General features: G+C 71.4%; 11 protein-coding genes. 7 read left to right on the top strand and 4 right to left on the bottom strand.

Annotation, left to right across the window (positions count from 1 at the left end; translation table 11 throughout):
• Positions 1 to 157 precede the first annotated feature (157 nt).
• Positions 158 to 1,099: a threonine ammonia-lyase gene (locus tag V6U90_RS04725; RefSeq protein ID WP_334431310.1), complete on the top strand. Its 942-nt coding sequence runs from the start codon at positions 158 to 160 to the stop codon at positions 1,097 to 1,099.
• Between the two features lie 52 nt (positions 1,100 to 1,151).
• Here the strand turns inward: V6U90_RS04725 and V6U90_RS04720 are convergent, their stop codons facing one another.
• The gene (locus V6U90_RS04720; protein ID WP_334431309.1) at positions 1,152 to 3,248 is read right to left on the bottom strand and encodes a S9 family peptidase; all 2,097 of its coding nucleotides are present in this window, start codon (positions 3,246 to 3,248) and stop codon (positions 1,152 to 1,154) included.
• Between the two features lie 102 nt (positions 3,249 to 3,350).
• Between V6U90_RS04720 and V6U90_RS04715 the strand changes: the two genes are divergently transcribed.
• A complete protein-coding gene (locus V6U90_RS04715; protein ID WP_334431308.1) occupies positions 3,351 to 4,661 on the top strand; it encodes an FAD-binding oxidoreductase in 1,311 nt (436 codons plus the stop codon).
• An 879-nt stretch (positions 4,662 to 5,540) separates the two neighbouring features.
• Here the strand turns inward: V6U90_RS04715 and V6U90_RS04705 are convergent.
• Positions 5,541 to 7,604, bottom strand: a complete 2,064-nt coding sequence (locus V6U90_RS04705; RefSeq protein ID WP_334431307.1) for a SpoIIE family protein phosphatase — start codon at positions 7,602 to 7,604, stop codon at positions 5,541 to 5,543.
• Positions 7,605 to 7,823: 219 nt separating this feature from the next.
• On the opposite strand from V6U90_RS04705, the gene V6U90_RS04700 reads away from it, so the two are divergent.
• Positions 7,824 to 12,191 carry a HAMP domain-containing protein gene (locus V6U90_RS04700; protein ID WP_334431306.1) on the top strand — a complete coding sequence of 1,456 codons (4,368 nt, stop codon included), beginning with the start codon at positions 7,824 to 7,826 and terminating at the stop codon, positions 12,189 to 12,191.
• Entirely contained in the window at positions 12,188 to 12,742 is a 555-nt protein-coding gene (locus tag V6U90_RS04695; RefSeq protein ID WP_334431305.1) for a response regulator, read from the top strand. The genes V6U90_RS04700 and V6U90_RS04695 overlap by 4 nt, the downstream gene beginning before the upstream one ends.
• 255 nt (positions 12,743 to 12,997) lie before the next feature.
• On the opposite strand, the gene V6U90_RS04690 is transcribed toward V6U90_RS04695, so the two are convergent.
• A complete protein-coding gene (locus V6U90_RS04690; RefSeq protein WP_334431304.1) occupies positions 12,998 to 13,885 on the bottom strand; it encodes a GH25 family lysozyme in 888 nt (295 codons plus the stop codon).
• 167 nt (positions 13,886 to 14,052) lie between these two features.
• Between V6U90_RS04690 and V6U90_RS04685 the strand changes: the two genes are divergently transcribed.
• Positions 14,053 to 14,709, top strand: a complete 657-nt coding sequence (locus V6U90_RS04685; RefSeq protein WP_334431303.1) for a DUF4232 domain-containing protein — start codon at positions 14,053 to 14,055, stop codon at positions 14,707 to 14,709.
• 73 nt (positions 14,710 to 14,782) lie between these two features.
• Here V6U90_RS04685 and V6U90_RS04680 read toward each other — a convergent pair whose 3' ends face one another.
• Entirely contained in the window at positions 14,783 to 15,292 is a 510-nt protein-coding gene (locus V6U90_RS04680) for a GbsR/MarR family transcriptional regulator (protein WP_334431302.1), read from the bottom strand.
• A 260-nt stretch (positions 15,293 to 15,552) separates the two neighbouring features.
• Here V6U90_RS04680 and V6U90_RS04675 point away from each other — a divergent pair, with 260 nt between their 5' ends.
• Together V6U90_RS04675 and V6U90_RS04670 are read left to right on the top strand one after the other, a co-directional pair.
• The gene (locus tag V6U90_RS04675) at positions 15,553 to 16,443 is read left to right on the top strand and encodes an ABC transporter ATP-binding protein (RefSeq protein WP_334431301.1); all 891 of its coding nucleotides are present in this window, start codon (positions 15,553 to 15,555) and stop codon (positions 16,441 to 16,443) included.
• Positions 16,440 to 18,047, top strand: a complete 1,608-nt coding sequence (locus V6U90_RS04670; protein WP_334431300.1) for an ABC transporter permease — start codon at positions 16,440 to 16,442, stop codon at positions 18,045 to 18,047. Before V6U90_RS04675 ends, V6U90_RS04670 begins: the two co-directional genes overlap by 4 nt.
• Positions 18,048 to 18,135: the final 88 nt, after the last annotated feature.

Raw genomic sequence — 18,135 nt, 5'->3', positions numbered from 1 at the left:
CAGTTGTCGAACCATCGCGGCCACCGGGGACGGCGGCCGGTCATCCCAGCCGGCGGATCGTCGCCGTGCCGCGGTCGTCGGCGTGCCGGGAGGATGGCGGGTCGTCGCCGTGCCGGGAGGACGGCGGGTCGTCGCCGTGCCGGGGCAGGATGAGGGTATGGACCTCGTGACGCTGGATGACATCCGGTCCGCCGCCGGGCGGGTCGGCCCGGTGGTGTTCCGTACCCCACTGGTCCCCACCTGGGACGAAGGGCTGTGGGTCAAGCCGGAGAGCCTGCAACCGGTCGGTTCGTTCAAGCTGCGCGGCGCCACCAACGCGGTCGCCCGGCTCGATCCGGCGGCACGTGCCCGGGGCGTGGTCACCCACTCCTCCGGCAACCACGGGCAGGCACTCGCCTACGCGGCCCGCGCCGTCGGTGCGCCGTGCACGGTGGTGGTCCCGCAGGGGGCGCCGCAGATCAAGATCGACCAGATCCGGGCGTACGGTGCGGAGATCGTGCTGGTGCCGCCGGCCGAGCGGCTGGTCGAGGCCGGGCGGATCGCCGCCGACACCGGCCGCACCATGGTTCCGCCGTACGACCACCGGGACGTCATCGCCGGACAGGGCACCATCGGCCTGGAGATCGTCGCGGACCTGCCGGACGTCGACGTGGTGCTGGTACCGGTCGGCGGGGGTGGGCTCGCCTCCGGGGTGGCCACCGCCGTGAAGACGCTCCGCCCGTCGACAGCGGTGATCGGGGTGGAACCGGAACTCGCCGCCGACGCCCGGGACTCGCTGGCCACCGGGGAGGTGGTGGTCTGGGACGTCGAGCAGACCTGGCGGACCAGCGCGGACGGTCTGCGTACCCATTTGTCGCCGTTGACCCTCGCCCACCTGCGGGCCCGGCTGGACGGCATCGTGACGGTCAGCGAGGAGGAGATTGCGGCGACGCTCGGTCGCCTGGTCCGGGAGGCCCGGCTGGTCGCCGAACCGAGTGGTGCGGTCGCCCTGGCCGCCCGCCTGTTCCGGGCCGCCGACCTGCCCGCCGGGCGGACCGTGGCCGTGATCAGCGGCGGCAACGTCGACTCGGCGGTACTCCAGACTGTGCTGGAGCGTTAAGAAGGGCCCCTTCCTCTACCGAAAGCGTTAAGAAGGGGCCCTTCCTTACACCTCAGGCGAGGCCGAGGCGGTCCAGGGTCCAGGCGTTGATGAAGGCTTCTTCCTTCCAGGCGTCGTAGCGCCCGCTCGGCCCGCCGTGCCCGGCGCCCATCTCGGTCTTCAGCAGGTAGTCACCCTGCGGTGCCACCGCCCGCAGCCGGGCGATCCACTTGGCCGGCTCGTGGTAGAGCACCCGGGTGTCGTTGAGGCTGGTCACCGCGAGGATCGCCGGGTAGTCCACCGGCTGGACGTTCTCGTACGGGGTGTACGACTTCATGTACTCGTACACCTCGGGATCGTCGAGCGGGTTGCCCCACTCCTCCCACTCGGTGACGGTCAACGGCAGCGAGGGGTCCAGGATGGAGTTGAGCGCGTCGACGAACGGCACCTGCGCGACGATGCCGGTGAACGCGTCCGGTGCCAGGTTGGCCACCGCGCCCATCAGCAACCCGCCGGCCGAGCCGCCTCGGGCGACCAGCCGGTCGGCGGTCGTCCAGCCGGCCTTGACCAGGTGCCGGGCGCTGGCCACGAAGTCGGTGAAGGTGTTCTTCTTGGCCAGCAGTTTGCCTTCGTCGTACCAGCGCCGGCCCAGTTCACCGCCACCCCGGACGTGCGCCACCGCGAAGATCACGCCCCGGTCCAGCAGGGAGAGCCGGGCGATGGAGAACCACGGGTCCATGCTGGCCTCGTACGAGCCGTAGCCGTAGAGCACGCAGGGGGCGGAACCGTCCCGGGGCGTGTCGGCCCGGCAGACCAGCGAGATCGGTACCCGGGTGCCGTCGTCGGCGACCGCCCAGTCCCGGTGCTGCTGGTAGTCGTCCGGGTTGAACTCCCGGCCGTCCGGCCCGGGGCGGACCGGCTTGCGCTTGCGCAGCTTCATCTCCCGGGTGACCAGGTCGTAGTCGTAGACCGAGTCCGGGGTGATCAGCGAGGTGTAGCGGAACCGGACCTCGGTGGTCCGGTACTCCGGGTTGCTGTCCAGGCCGACGCTGTGGATCGGCTCCGGGAAGTCGATGTCGTACGAGTCGGTGCTGCCGATGGCGAGCACCCGCAGGCCGGTGAGGCCGTTGCTGCGCAGCGACACCACCAGGTGGTTGGCGAACGCGTCGACCGCCTCCAGCCGGGTACCGGGGGAGTGCTCGATCAGCGGCACCCAGTCGCCGGGGGCGTCGGCCGAGGTGTACGCCAGCGCGAAGTCCTCCGCGCCGTCGTTGTGCAGGATCAGGAAGCGGTGCCCGTGGTGCTCGACGGAGTACTCGACGCCCTGCCGCCGGGGGGCGATCACCGCCGGCTCGCCGGTCGGGTTGCCCGCCGGGATGACCCGCACCTCGCTGGTGATCTTGCTGTGCGCGTCGATCACGACGAACTTCTCCGAGCGGGTCAGCTCGACCCCGACCCAGAACCGCTCGTCGGCCTCCTCGTAGACCACCACGTCGTCGCCGGCCGGGGTGCCGATGGTGTGCCGCCACACCCGGTACGGCCGCCATGCCTCGTCCACGGTCACGTAGAACAGCGTCGAGGCGTCCGCCGACCAGGCGGTTCCGTAGAAGGTGTCCGGTACCTCGTCGGCGAGTACCTCGCCGGTGGTCAGGTCCTTGACCCGCAGGGTGAACCGCTCGTCGCCGGAGAAGTCCGTCGAGTAGGCCAGCCAGCGCGCGTCGGGGCTGACGTCGAACGCGCCCAGCGAGAAGAAGTCGTGCCCCTCGGCGAGCAGGTTGCCGTCGAGCAGTACCTCCTCGCCGTCGAGCGGGGCACCGTCCGGGCTGACCGGCGGTTCGGTCTCGCCGTCGCGGACCGCACGGCGGCAGTGCACGCCGTACTGCTGTCCCTCCACCGTGCGGGTGTAGTACCAGTAACCACCCTTGCGCGTCGGTACGGACAGGTCGGTCTCCTGGGTCCGCTGCCGCGTCTCGGCGAACAGCGTCTCGCGCAACCCGGCGAGGTGTGCGGTCCGCGCCTGGGTGAAGGCGTTCTCCGCGGTCAGGTAGGCGATGGTCGCCGGGTCCTCCTTGCCGGCGAGCCACGCGTACTCGTCGATGACGGTGTCGCCGTGGTGGATGCGCTCGGTGGGGACCCGCTTGGCCACGGGCACGGGCGTGGAAGTCGTCACGGGCGTCACGTTACCGGTCGGCGTTTCCGGTCGGAGGTCACCGGGGCGGGCGGTTCCGCCATTCCACCACCGGCCGATTAGAACATGTGTACGATGACCGCCATGGGTCGCTCATCAGGTTCGACGCACCGGCCGGAGGTCGCCGAGGTGACCCGGCAGCTGGCCGACATCTGCGGTACGCCGTTCGCCCGACCGGCGGGTGCCGCCGACGAGGTGGCCGGGGTGCCGGCGCGCTGGGTGGCGGCACCCGGTGGGGTCCATGCCGCCGCCCGGGTGCTCCGGTTGGCCGCCGAGCGTGACCTCAGCGTGGTGCCCCGAGGGGCCGGCACCAAGATCGACTGGGGTAATGCTCCGTCCCGGGTGGACATCCTGCTCGACACCGGCCGGCTCGCCGGTGTCCGGCACGATTCCCGGGGTTCCGGTTCGGCCGAGGTCGGCGCCGGTACGCCATTGCGGGCCGCGCAGGCGATCCTCGGCCGGACCGGTCAGCGGCTGGCCCTGGACGCGCCGTCGGACGGCGCGACGGTGGGCGGGGTGCTCGCCGCCGACGAGCCCGGTCCGCTGCGGCACCGGCACGGGCCACCGTGCGACCAGCTGGTCGCGCTGAGCTATCTCGACGCGGACGGCGAGCTGGTCCGGGTGGGTGGTGGGCCTCCCGCGCCCGGCCCCGACCGGCTGCTCTGCGGATCGCAGGGTGGTCTCGGCGTGCTGGTCTCGGCGGCCTTCCGGGTCCAACCGATCCCGGCCGGCCGGGTCTGGGTGTCCCGCTCGGTGTGGTCCCCGCTGGAGGTGCACGAGCTGGTCCGCACGGTCGTCGCCGCACCGTTGCAGCCGGCGGCGATCGAGGTGGACCTGCCCGCCGTCCCGGTCGACCCGCGCCGGTGGCAGCGGGCGGGCAACTCCGCACCGCCGCCGGCCGGTCGGCTGGTGGTGCTCCTGGAGGGCGGGCCGGCGGAGGTGACCGAACGCGCGGTCCGCGCCGTCGATCTGCTCGGCGGGGACGCCCGGGCGGTGCACCGCGCCCCGGAGTGGTGGCGGCGCTACCCGTTCCGGGAGGGGGACATCGCCCTCCGGGTGGAGGTCCCGACCAGCAACCTGCACGCGGCGGTCTACGCGTTGCGCGACGCGGCCGGTGCGCCGGTTCCGGTACGCGGCTCGGCCGGGCTCGGTACCGTGCACGCCGTGTTGCCGGGCAGCACCCCACCGGACCGGGTCGCCGCCATCCTGGACGCGGTGCGCACCGTCCTGCTCGCCCGGCGTGGCCGGTGCACCGTGGTCTCCGCGCCACCGGCGGTGCGGAGCGCGGTCGACCTGTGGGGGCAGCCGTTTCCGACCGGCGATCTGCTCGCGGCGAAGGAGCGGTACGACCCGCGGCGGAGGCTGGCGCCCGGGCGACTGCCGGGTGGCTGCTAGCGGCCCTGCCCGGATCATTCCGTTACCTAATGAATCCCGAACGGGCCCGTCGCGGTTCGCGGGATGCCTGCCCGTTACCTGACCCATGAGGTCTGCAAGAAGATCGGCGGCGGGCGGCGACGGGCCGTGACGGTGGTGGTCCGGCTCGCTACGGACGTTCCAGGGCGGGGTGTATCTGGGTGAGCAGCCGGGTCCTCGGGCCGAGAGTTGCAGCACAAGGCCGTCCTGGAACTGCTGTCCCGCTGCGGCGGACCGGCAGCCCTGCGCAGGGCCGGCCGACGCAAACTGCTGTCCACCGAGCCGAAGGTAAACGCCACAACGCCGCCCTCATCTGCCTCGCCCGATGCCGATGCGACGTCCTGCTTTCCATCCTCCGCGACAAGATCCCCTACCAGCCCCGCCCAACGATCCCGGTCTCCGCTTGACGAAACCCATAGGGACACCCCTCGATCCACTCCGTTTTCAGGAAATCGGGCTATCGGATCGGGGCTGACACCGCGACTACCAGGAAATCGCGTGGATCATAGAGCGGTGGTCGAGGCCGATCAGGGCAGAAGCGGACCTCCGATGTCATGTCGGCGGGACAGCCGGCCCTGGTGTGCTGGCGCAGACGGTGCAGCTCGATAGGCGGCGAGTCGGAGGTCTGCTGCGACTGTCGACCAACGGGTGATACCGGATCGTCCCCGCCACAAACCGCCCGCCCCGCCCCGCCCCGCCCCACCGATCGCCGCTTGCCGAAACCCATAGGGACACCCCCTGCCACCCGGCGGCAGCTCCGGTCAACAGATGGGCACCCCGGGTAGTTGTGCGGCGGGATGGTCGATCGGTGGAAAATTTTCCGCAACGCGGAAAGCGGCGAATGACCGGTAACCGCCGAACTCAGACCGCGTCGTTGCGCAGCACCAGGATGGCGATGTCGTCGCGGGGGGACTCCGCCGAGAAGCCGATCGCGGTGGAACGGAGCCGGGCCGCGACCACCTCCGCCGGGTAACCGGCCAGCGGCGCCGCCGCGTCGCGGAGCCGCTCGGTGCCGAAGAGTTCCCGCCCACGGCGCCGTTCGGTCACCCCGTCGGTGTAGAAGATCAGCGCATCCCCGGGGCCCAGCGGCACGGGGGTCGCCGGCGAGGCGATCGCGTCGAGCAGGCCCAGCGCCGTACCGCCCGAGCCGACGAACGCCGCCCCGCCGTCCCCGCGGACCAGCACGGGGCAATCGTGCCCGGCCAGGTGCAGGGACACGTCGAGCCGCCCGTCGGTGACCGGCCCGACCGCCGCCAGCGCGAGCGTGCAGTACCGCCCACCGCCCCGCTCGACGAGCGTGTCGTTGAGCCGGGCCAGCGCCTCCGGCAGCGGCCGGCCGTCCGAGACCAGTACCCGGATCACGTCCCGGACCAGCCCGGTCACCGCCGCCGCCTGCACCCCCTTGCCGGAGACGTCACCGACCACCACCAGCCAGCGCCCGTCGGGCAGCGGGACCACGTCGTAGAAGTCGCCACCCACCTCGGCGTCGTCACCGGTCGGCACGTACTCGGCGGCGAACCCGATGCCCTCCACCACAGGCAGTGCGGGGGGTAGCAGGGACTGTTGCAGGGTCTGCGCGACCCGGCGCCGCTCGGCGTGGATCCGGGCGTTCTCGATCGCCAGCGCCGCCCGCCGGGCGACGTCCTCCAGGACGGCCACCTCGTCCGAATCGTGCCGGTGTCGCTGGTGCCGACCCACCGCCAGGGTGCCCAACCGTTGCCCCCGGGCGACCAGCGGCACCGCGAAACCGTCCATCGGCGCGCCGAGTGGCACCTGCGAACCGCTCCGGGAGGCCTCCCGCAACCGCGCCTGCACCGACTCCGGCCCGGTCTCCGCGAGTACGGCGTGCAGTTGCGGCAGCACCGACTCGTCGGCGTGACTGGCCGCGGCCAGCCGCAGCCGCCCCCACTCGTCGGTGGTGTGCACCGCACACCACTGCCCGAGCCGGGGTACGACCAACTGCGGGATGAGCGCCATGGTCAACTCGACGTCCAGCGACTGGGCGAGCAGTTCACTGGCCTCGGCCAGGAAGGTCAGCCAGGTCTGCCGGCGGACGTCCGCCCGGCGTAACCGGTCGTTCTCCAGGTGCAGGGAGAGCCGTTCCACCATCAGCGCGGCCAGCGGACGGGCGTACGCCGACGGTGCGGCGTCGAGTTCGAGTTCCCCGCTGTACGGGCGGTTCACCGCCAGCGGCACCCGGAGCAGCTCGTCACCGGGGCGGGGCGGTCGGCCGTACCGGGCGAGCAGTTGCTCACCGGTACCGTCGCCCCGGTCCAGCCGGATGGCACCACCCGCCGCCCCGACCATCTCCGCGACCCGGGCGAGCAGTTCGGCGGCGAAGTCGGGCAGCGGATCATCGGCGTACGAATCCGGTGCGACCTGCATCAACGCGGTCATCGCGCCGACACTCGGTGCGGAACCACCCACGGCCGACGTGCCGGTCGGCCGGTACGGCTCCGGGTGGCGTGCACCGTCGACGGGAGCGCCGGGCCGGTCGAGGTGGAACCAGACCCCCTTGCCGGTGGAGAGGTGGGTGGTGCCCCAACTGCTGGCGAAGTGGTCGACCAGCAGCAGGCCGCGACCCCGCTCGGAGACCTCACCGATGTCCGGGGAGACATTGCGCGGGCCGGCGGTCAACTCCTCGTTGTGCCCGGTGGCGAAGTCGGAGACCGTCACGGTCAGGCCGGTCGCGTCGGCGATGACCTCGATGTCCAGCTCGGTCCGGGCATGCTCGACAGCGTTGGTGGAGAGTTCCGTGGTGAGCAGCAGCGCCTCGTTGAGCAGCTCCTCCAGGTCGGCCTCGGCGAGCACCGACCGGACGATGGCCCGGGCTGCGGCCGGTGTGCGACGGTCCGCGGGGAGCCGGACACGGCGCACATGATCGTCCGGGCCGCTTTCTGTCGCGGGCCCCGCCTCCGCAGCCACGTCTCGTATCCTCCCCTGGCACGGCCCGGGTGCCAAGTTCGGCACCGGGCGGGTCGGGCGTGCACCGGCGTCCCGGGGCGGAGTCCTCAGGGCCGCCGACCGGGTGGTGGGCGGAGTCCTCCTGGCCGCCGCGACCTGCTCGGGAGGGCGACAGGGGCACAATGTTGGAGAACGGCATCTTCGATGCGGCCCGACCTCCCCCGAGCTGAGCGAGGAAGAATGACCACGACGAGAAACACGTCGATGGCGGACACGCCGGAAGAGTCGGCCCTCCTCGGTGAGCTCGCCGAGGCGCTGCGACGGGTCCGCCGGGGTGACCTGAAGGTACGGCTGCCGCGCCGCGCGGGGATGGCCGGTGAGGTGGCCGACGCCTTCAACGAGGTGGTCTCGTTGCAGGAGCGGCAGCACCTCGACGTCCGCCGGATCAGCCGGATCGTCGGTCGGGACGGCCGGCTCACCGAGCGGCTGGACGAGGAGGGGCTGGACGGATCCTGGGCGGAGGGGCAGCGGGCGATCAACTCGCTGATCGACGACCTGGGCCGCCCGACCACCGAGATCGCCCGGGTGATCGTGGCGGTCGCCGACGGTGACCTGTCCCAGCACATGGCCCTGGAAATCGACGGACGCCCGCTGCGCGGTGAGTACCTGCGCATCGGCCGGACCGTCAACACCATGGTCGACCAGCTCTCGTCCTTCTCCAACGAGGTGACCCGGGTGGCCCGTGAGGTGGGCACCGAGGGCAAGCTCGGCGGTCAGGCGGACGTCCGCGGCGTGGCTGGTACCTGGAAGGACCTGACCGACTCGGTCAACACCATGGCGTCGAACCTGACCTACCAGGTGCGGTCCATCTCGCAGGTGGCCACGGCGGTGGCGAAGGGTGACCTGTCGCAGAAGATCACGGTCTCCGCCAAGGGCGAGGTGGCCGAACTGGCACATACCATCAACTACCTCACCGACACGCTGCGGCTCTTCGCCGAGCAGGTGACCCGGGTGGCCCGGGAGGTGGGTACCGAGGGGAAGCTCGGCGGCCAGGCCGAGGTGCCGAACGTGGCCGGTACCTGGAAGGACCTCACCGACAGCGTCAACTCGATGGCGTCGAACCTCACCGCCCAGGTCCGCAACATCGCCCAGGTTTCCACCGCGGTCGCCCGGGGCGACCTGTCGCAGAAGATCACCGTCGCGGCCCAGGGCGAGATCCTGGAACTGAAGGACACCGTGAACACGATGGTGGATCAGCTCTCGTCGTTCGCGGACGAGGTGACCCGGGTGGCCCGTGAGGTGGGCATCGAGGGCAAGCTCGGTGGTCAGGCGCAGGTGCGCGGGGTCTCCGGTACCTGGCGGGACCTCACCGAGAACGTCAACCAGCTCGCCGGCAACCTGACCTCCCAGGTCCGCAACATCTCGCAGGTCTCCACGGCGGTCGCCAAGGGTGACCTGTCGCAGAAGATCACCGTGGACGCCCGGGGCGAGATCCTGGAGCTGAAGAACACGGTGAACACGATGGTGGATCAGCTCTCGTCGTTTGCGGACGAGGTGACCCGGGTGGCCCGTGAGGTGGGTACCGAGGGCAAGCTCGGTGGTCAGGCGGAGGTCAAGGGCGTCCTGGGTACGTGGCGGGATCTGACGGACAACGTGAACTCGATGGCGTCGAACCTGACGTCGCAGGTGCGCAACATCGCCTCGGTCACCACGGCCGTGGCCAAGGGCGACCTGTCGCAGAAGATCACCGTGGACGCCCGGGGCGAGATCCTGGAGCTGAAGTCCACGGTGAACACGATGGTCGACCAGTTGTCGTCGTTCGCGGACGAGGTGACCCGGGTGGCCCGTGAGGTGGGTACCGAGGGCAAGCTCGGCGGCCAGGCCCAGGTGCGCGGGGTGGCCGGTACCTGGCGGGACCTCACCGACAACGTGAACTCGATGGCGTCCAACCTCACCGCCCAGGTCCGTAACATCGCGCAGGTCTCCACGGCGGTGGCCAAGGGTGACCTGTCGCAGAAGATCACCGTCGATGCCCGGGGCGAGATCCTGGAGTTGAAGTCCACGGTGAACACGATGGTGGACCAGTTGTCGTCGTTCGCGGACGAGGTGACCCGGGTGGCCCGTGAGGTGGGTACCGAGGGGAAGCTGGGTGGTCAGGCCGAGGTGAAGGGCGTCTCCGGCACCTGGCGGGATCTGACGGACAACGTGAACTCGATGGCGTCGAACCTGACGTCGCAGGTGCGTAACATCGCCTCGGTCACCACGGCCGTGGCCAAGGGCGACCTGTCGCAGAAGATCACCGTCGATGCCCAGGGCGAGATCCTGGAGTTGAAGAACACGGTGAACACGATGGTGGACCAGTTGTCGTCGTTCGCCGACGAGGTGACCCGGGTGGCCCGTGAGGTGGGCTTCGAGGGCAAGCTCGGCGGTCAGGCCCAGGTGAAGGGGGTCTCCGGCACCTGGCGGGACCTCACCGAGAACGTCAACCAGCTCGCCTCCACCCTCACCACCCAGCTCCGGGCCATCGCCCGGGTCTCCACCTCGGTCACCCGGGGCGACCTGACCCAACGGATCGCGGTCAAGGCACAGGGCGAGGTCGCGGAGCTGAAGGACAACATCAACCAGATGATCGTCACGCTCCGCGAGACCACCAAGAAGAACGCCGAGCAGGGCTGGCTCGACTCCAACCTGGCCCGCATCGGTGGTCTGCTCCAAGGGCAGCGCGATCTCGGCGAGGTCTGCCGCATGATCATGATGGAGGTGACCCCGCTCGTCGACGCCCAACTCGGCGCGTTCTTCCTGGCCGAGAACGACGAGGGGGTGATGCGGCTCAAGCTCACCGCGTCGTACGGCTACGTCGCCAAGGGGCAGGACGTCACGTTCGGCCCCGGCGAGGGCCTGGTCGGGCAGACCGCCCTCTCCCGCCGCACCATCCGGGTCGGTGGCGGCTCGGCCGGGGTGCTCACCCTCCGCTCCGGACTGCTCGACATGAACCCCCGGGACCACGTCGTGCTGCCGGTCCTCTTCGAGGGGGAACTGCTCGGGGTCATCGAGTTCGCCAGCATCGACGCCTTCTCCGAGCTGCACCTGTCCTTCCTGGAGCGGCTGGTGCTGACCATCGGCATCGCGGTCAACACCATCCAGGCCAACCGGCGTACCGAGGAACTGCTCGCGCAGTCCCAGCGGCTCGCCCACGAACTCCAGGAACAGTCCGCCGAGTTGCAGCGCACCAACGCTGAGCTGGAGGACAAGGCCCAGCTGCTCTCCGAGCAGAAGGGCAACATCGAGACCAAGAACCGGGAGATCGAGCTGGCCCGGATCGGTCTGGAGGAGAAGGCCCAGCAGCTCACCCGGGCCTCGGCGTACAAGTCGGAGTTCCTGGCCAACATGAGCCACGAGCTGCGTACCCCGCTGAACTCGCTGCTGCTGCTGGCCCGCCTGCTTGCCGACAACACCGAGGAGAACCTCAGCCCCAAGCAGATCGAGTTCGCCCGGACCATCCACAGTGCTGGCTCCGACCTGCTCTCCCTGATCGACGACATCCTCGACCTGTCGAAGATCGAAGCCGGCCGGATGGACGTCGAACCGACCGAGGTCCGGTTCTCCGAGATCCGCAGCTACGTGGAGCAGGCGTTCGCGCCGCAGGCCGAGGAGAAGGGGCTGGACTTCCAGGTCCGGGTCTCCAGGGACCTGCCGCCCACCCTGGTCACCGACGCGCAGCGGTTGCAGCAGATCCTGCGCAACCTGCTCTCCAACGCGGTCAAGTTCACCGACAACGGGGCGGTCACCCTGCGCATCGCGTCGGCCCCGGAGAACACCGTGTTCGACGTACCGGCCCTGGTGGCGGCCCGGCAGGTGGTGGCGTTCACCGTCATCGACACCGGCATCGGCATCTCCGACGACAAGCTGTCCATCATCTTCGAGGCGTTCCAGCAGGCGGACGGGACGACCAGCCGGCGGTACGGCGGGACAGGGCTGGGCCTGTCCATCAGCCGGGACCTGGCCCGACTGATCGGCGGGGCGATCACGGTCACCTCGGCACCCGGGCAGGGCTCGACGTTCACCCTGTTCGTACCCGATGTGCTGGCGCCGGACGCGGTGGTGGCGCCGCTGCCGCCGCAGCCGTCCCGGGCCGGTCTGCCCTCCTCGCTGCTGTTGCCGCCGCCGGAGCTGCCCGAGCTGCCCGAGTCGGCCGCCACGCCGGCCACCCGACAGCTCGACGGCGCCACCGTGCTGATCGTCGACGACGACGTCCGTAACGTCTTTGCCCTCACCAGTGCCCTGGAGCTGCACGGAATGACGGTGCTCTACTCCGACAACGGGGTGGACGGGGTACGGCTGCTCGCCGAACATCCCGAAGTCGATATCGTGTTGATGGACGCCATGATGCCGGATCAGGACGGATATGAGACGACCCGATCGATCCGGCGCAACCACCGGTTCGCTGATCTGCCGATCGTCTTCCTCACCGCGAAGGCGATGCCGGGAGACCGGGAGTCGGCCCTCGCGGCGGGGGCCAGCGACTACATCACCAAGCCGGTCGACCTGGACGAGCTGATCGAGCTGATGGCGTCCTGGATCAGCGGCGGACGTGGGGAGAGCTCGTGACACAGATGGCGAAGGCACTGCTGGTCGACGACCGGCGGGAGAACCTGATGGCGCTGGAAGCGATCCTCCAGGGGCTGCGGGTCCAGTCGGTGGCGGTGGAGAGCGGTGAGGCCGCGCTCAAGCAGCTCCTGGTGGACGACTTCGCGGTGATCCTGCTCGACGCGCAGATGCCGGACATGGACGGGTTCGAGACCGCCAGCCACATCAAACGGCGGGAGCGGACCCGGCACGTACCGATCATCTTCCTCACCGCCGCCGACCGGGACGCCCAGCTCGCGCTCCGGGGCTACTCGGTCGGTGCGGTCGACTACCTCACCAAGCCGTTCGACCCGTGGGTGCTGCGCGCCAAGGTCAGCGTCTTCGTCGACCTGTGGGTCAAGACCCGCCAGCTCGCCACCCAGTCGGAGGCGGTCCGGGAGCGGGAGGCCCAGTGTCGGTCGCTGACCGACGCGGTGGACGAGGCCACCGCACTGTTGCGCTCCGACGCCCCGGACGCCCGGGACCGTGCGGTGGAACTGCTGGAACAGGCCCGCTGGGACACCGTCTCCTGACCTACGGGGTACGCCGGATCACGGTCACGCTACGTACCGGAAGTGGTGGTCTCCGGGCGCGGACGGGCACCAACCTCCGGCGGGTTACTCGCCGGCGTGGCCGCCATTCGTCCTGGAACATCGCGTAGACCAGTTCGTCCCGCCAGCCGCCCTTCTGCCACATGGTGTGGACAACGTCTGATCGTCTGCGCTCCAGCCGTACGACACGCCGGCCCGGTCACCGCTGGAGTGCAGACGATCAAGGGCGCGGCAGGGTCAGGGAGCCGGCACCCCTGCCGGGGCGGTCCCCTCGACTGGGGCGGTCCCCTCGGCCGGGCAGATCAGCTGCCGGGTCGCCGGCCGGTAACAGCCGTCCGGGTCGGCCGGTGGCGGGTCGCGCGGGTCCCACCAGGCGTTCGGGTTGTGGACCAGTTGGAGCAGGGTCTCGCCGCTGCCGTTGAGGACGTCCTGGTCGACCGGCCCGTCGACACCGGGCACGCTGCCGGAGCTGGTGTACTGCCAGATGGTCCAACTCGACCAGCCGGCCGGCAGGGTGCCGGGCGAGGCGCCGTACCGGGCGACGAAGAGCGGATGGGCGGCGAACTTCGTGCTGCCCGCCGTGCACGGGTTCCACCAGTACTCGTTGGTGTAGATCATTGCCAGCCGGCCGGTGCGTACCCGGACCTGGTCGACGAACTCGCTGATCCAGGTGACCATCTGGGTCGGGGTGAGGCCGTAGCAGTCGTTCCCGCCGAACCAGGGCCACTCGATGTCCAGCATCGGGGGCAGACCGTGACCGGTCCGGGTGTAGCCGCCGACCTCCACCAGCTTGTCTGCCTGGCCCCGGGGGTCGCCCTGGTCCGGCCGGCCGTACGCATACCCTCCGAAGTGGACACGGTGCCGGTTCGCCCCGGCCAGGTTGCCGGCGTAGTACGGGTCGGTGTAGTTGAGCCCCTCGGTGGCCTTGGCGTACGCGAAATCGGTGCCTGCGGCGGCGATCGCCGTCCAGTCGACGGTGCCCTGGTGGTTGGAGATGTCGATGCCGGTCACCGAGTAGCCGGGCGGTGCCTCGGCGAGCGGCGTGACGGCGTTGGCCGGGATGCTGGCCGGTGACACCGCAGCCAGCAGCAGGCCGAGCGCGAGTGCGCCGGTCCTCCACCTCATCAGGTCTCCTCCCCGATCCGGACCGGCTCGCCGCCCGGCGGGGCGGCCAGCAGGCCTAGGCGCCGATACAGTACCTTCCCGGGGACTTTCAGCGGGGTCCTGCGGAGTCTGCGCCAGGGCGTACCGGTAGAAATCGCCCGGCCCCCACTGTGGATGGAGCGGGTCCGATGTCCAGGTTGACACGTCCGGCCGTCGCTGCGGCTGCCACGGTGCTGCTGGTCGTCGGCTGCGCGCACGGGCCCCGCAACGTCGGCCGCTGGGTCGCGCCGGGCTCGACGCCCGGTCTGCCGGCGGGCACCGGAGCCGGCGGCGGTCCGGCCCAACCGGTACCCACGGGTGGTGCGACGTCGGGTCCCGGGCGTGGTGCCGGGGCCGGCCCGGCGGCCACGTGCCGGATCGGCGGCCTACGGCTGCGCCTCGCCCTGACCGGTGGCGGGATGGGCAACCGGTACGCCGGCCTGGAGGTGTCGAACACCTCGTCCGCGCCCTGTGCTGTGCAGGGCTTCGTCGACCTGACCCAGTACGACCGGTCGGGCAGCCCGCTGCCCACCCGGGTGGTCCGGGAGGGGCCCGTCCCGGCACCGGTCACCCTGGGCCCGGGCGGTTCGGCCTGGGCGGTCATCGCCTGGACGATGATCCCGGGTGCGGGGGAGGGTAGCCCGGCCGCGTGCGAGCCGTTGACCGCCGCGTTCGACGTGGTGGTCCCCGGGGCGGGTGCGGCCCGCCGGGTGGCCCTGGCCGCCGGGCGAGTCTGTGAGGGCGGCCGGTTGACGGTGGGGCCACTGTCGACGCAGCGGCCAGCCCGGTCCGGCGGGGGTGGGTGACCAGGCCAGCCCGGTCCGGCGGGGCGGGTGACCAGGCCGGCCCCGTCTGCCGGGGCTGGCTGAGTGGGGCGGCTCAGTCCGCCGGGGCCGACTGACTCCCGGTGCGTTCGCGGAGGGCGTGCCAGCGCTCGCCGATCAGGCTCATTTCCTGCTGCACGAAGGCGAAGAAGTCCCGCATCTCGGTCATCCGTCGACCGCTCACCGAATCCGGCCCGCCGAGTGCGGCGGCACCCTCGTCGGCCAGTGCGGTGAACCGCCCGAAGAGGGCCATCTTGATGACCGTCGCCTCGTACCAGGCGTCCTCCGGCATCCCGTACCGGTCCCGGCGGGATCCGGGGACCGGCTCCCGGGTGAGGATGCCGAACTGGGTGAGGTAGCGGACTGCACCGGAGACGGCGGCCGGGCTGACCGCCAGTCGCTCGCCGATCTCGGCGGCGGTCAGCGGCTCCTCCGCGCTCATGACGGTGAAGAGCACCCGAGCGGCCATCCGGGGGAAGCCGACGTCGGCGAAGGCCATTGCCATCCGCTCGACGAAGCGGCTGACCGCCTCGTCGTCGCGGCGGACGGGGCCGGGTTCGGGCACGTCGGACCTCCTCACCGGCACGTCGGACCTCCTCACGGGCACGTCGGGCGCTCGTCACGGCGCCTCCGCCAGGGAGCACCGGCCCGCTTCTCACGGCGTGCCGGCCCGCTTCTCACGGCGTGCCGGCCCGCTTCTCACGGCGTGCCGGCCTGCTTCTTGCGGGGCATGTCGCTCCGATCTTCGCAGATGACAGATGGTTCACAAACCACAGAGGCATCAGCAGCTTCACAAATTTGTGAATCAAATGTAGCGTCGATGCCATGGACACCTCCATCGCCGTCTCCGGTCTGGTCAAGAACTTCGGCCGGGTCCGCGCACTGGACGGACTCGACCTCACCGTGCGTACGGGTGAGGTGCACGGCTTCCTCGGGCCGAACGGGGCCGGCAAGTCCACCGCCATCCGGGTGCTGCTCGGCCTGCTGCGCGCCGACGCCGGCGCGGCACGCCTGCTCGGCGGTGACCCGTGGCGCGACGCGGTCGCCCTGCACCGCCGCCTGGCGTACGTGCCGGGTGACGTCACCCTCTGGCCCAACCTCTCCGGCGGCGAGGTGATCGACCTGCTCGGCCGGCTGCGCGGCGGCCTCGACCCCGCCCGCCGCGCCGAGCTGCTGGACGCCTTCGAGCTGGACCCGCGCAAGAAGGGCCGCGCCTACTCCAAGGGCAACCGGCAGAAGGTCGGCCTGGTGGCCGCCCTCGCCTCCGACGTCGAGCTGCTCATCCTGGACGAGCCGACCTCCGGGCTCGACCCGCTGATGGAGGAGGTCTTCCAGCACTGGGTACGGCAGGCCAAGCGGGAGGGCCGGACGGTGCTGCTCTCCAGCCACATCCTCGCCGAGGTGGAGGCGCTCTGCGACCGGGTCACCATCATCCGCAACGGCCAGGCGGTGGAGAGCGGCACCCTCGCCGACCTTCGCCATCTGCAACGCACCTCGGTCGACGTGGAACTCGCCGGCCCGCCCGGCGGGCTGGCCGACCTGCCGGGCGTGCACGACGTACGGGTGGAGGGCAACCGGATCCGGTTCGACGTCGACACCCCGGCCCTCGACGCCGCGCTCCGGCACCTCACCGGAATCGGCGTGCGCAGCCTGACCTGCCAGCCCCCCACCCTCGAACAACTCTTCCTGCGCCACTACGAGGGAGCCGGGCGGTGAGCGCGGCGCTGGCCGGTACCGGCGGGCTGGTCCGGCTCGCCCTGCGCCGGGACCGGATCCTGCTCCCGCTCTGGGTGCTGCTGATCGCCGTCCTGCCGATGACCTACGCGAGCACCTTCGCCGGGCTGTACCCCAGCCAGGCGGAGCGGGCCGGGTACGTGGCCGGTACCGCAGGCAACCCGTCCATCGTCGCCCTGCTCGGCCCGATCTACGGGGACAGCGTCGGCGCGCTCGCCGTACAACGCTCCGGCATGCTGTTGCTGATCGTCGCCCTGATCAGTTTGCTCACCGTCATCCGGCACACCCGGACCGAGGAGGAGGCCGGGCGGCGGGAACTGCTCGGCGCCACCGCGCTCGGGCGGCACGCCGGGCTGACCGCCGCTCTGCTCCTGACGTACGCGGCGGATCTGCTCCTCGGGCTGCTCGCCGCGGCCGGGCTGGTCACGGTGGACCTGCCGGTGGCCGGTGCCCTCGCCTTCGGTGCGGCGTTGACCGTCGCCGGTTGGGTCTTCGCCAGCATCGGTGGTCTCGCCGCCCAGCTCACCACCGGCGCCGGAAGTGCCCGGGGCATTGGCCTCGCGGTGCTCGGTCTGGCCTTCGTACTGCGGCTCGCCGGGGACGCAGCCGAGGCCGGGGGCGGGAGCGGATGGCTGAGCTGGCTGTCCCCGCTTGGTTGGGTGGAACGGGTCCGCGCCTTCGCCGACGAGCGCTGGTGGGTACTGCTCCCGGGGCTCGCCCTGACGGCCCTGGCGGCTGCGGTGGCGTACCCGATCTCGGCCCGCCGCGATCTCGGTGCCGGCATCCTGCCGCCCCGGTCCGGGCCGGCGGTGGCCGCGCCCTGGCTGGCCAGCCCACTCGCGCTGGCCTGGCGGCTGCACCGGGGCCTGCTGCTCGGCTGGGCGGTCGGTGCCACCGCGCTCGGCGCGATCCTGGGCAGCGTCGCCGACGCCGCCGGCCGGGCGGTCGGCGACAACCCCCAGCTCGCCGAGATCATGGCTCGGCTCGGCGGTACGGCCGCGTTGAGCGACGCGTACCTCGCCGGAGTGATGACCATCGTCGGCCTGGCGATCGCCGGGTACGGCGTCCAGGCGGCGCTGCGCACCCGGGTCGAGGAGACGGCGGGGCGGGCGGAGCCGGTACTCGCCGGTGCGGTCGGCCGGACCCGCTGGCTCGCCGGTCACCTGCTCCTGGCCGTAGCCGGACCGGTGGTGGCGCTCGCGGTCGGTGGCGTTGCCACCGGGCTGACCTACGGGCTGGCCACCGGGGACGTGTCCGGGCAGGTACCCCGCCTGCTCGGTGCCGCCCTGGTGCAGGTGCCCGCGGTCTGGGTGCTCACCGGGCTGGCGGTGCTGCTGTTCGGTGCGCTGCCCCGGGCCGCCGGGGCGAGCTGGGCGGCACTCGCCGGCTGTTTCCTCCTCGGTCAGCTCGGCGCGGTGCTGGAGCTGGGCCAGTGGGCGCTGGACCTATCCCCGTTCACCCACATCCCGAGGCTGCCCGGTGGGGAGGTCACGGTGCTTCCGCTGCTCATGCTGACGGTGGTGGCGGGGGTGTTCGCCGGGGCCGGTGTGGTCGCCTTCCGGCGCCGGGACGTCCCGGTCACCTGAGACTGGCGGCCGACCACGTCCATCCTCGCGTTGATCATGGAGTTATGGTGGGGCTTTCCGCTCGATATGTGGCTTCTGCGGGGCACCA

The organism is Micromonospora sp. CPCC 206060 (assembly GCF_036906895.1).
Taxonomy (GTDB): domain Bacteria; phylum Actinomycetota; class Actinomycetes; order Mycobacteriales; family Micromonosporaceae; genus Micromonospora.
Note: the sequence above shows the minus strand (reverse complement) of the source record. Positions and strands in the feature narration are given on the sequence as shown.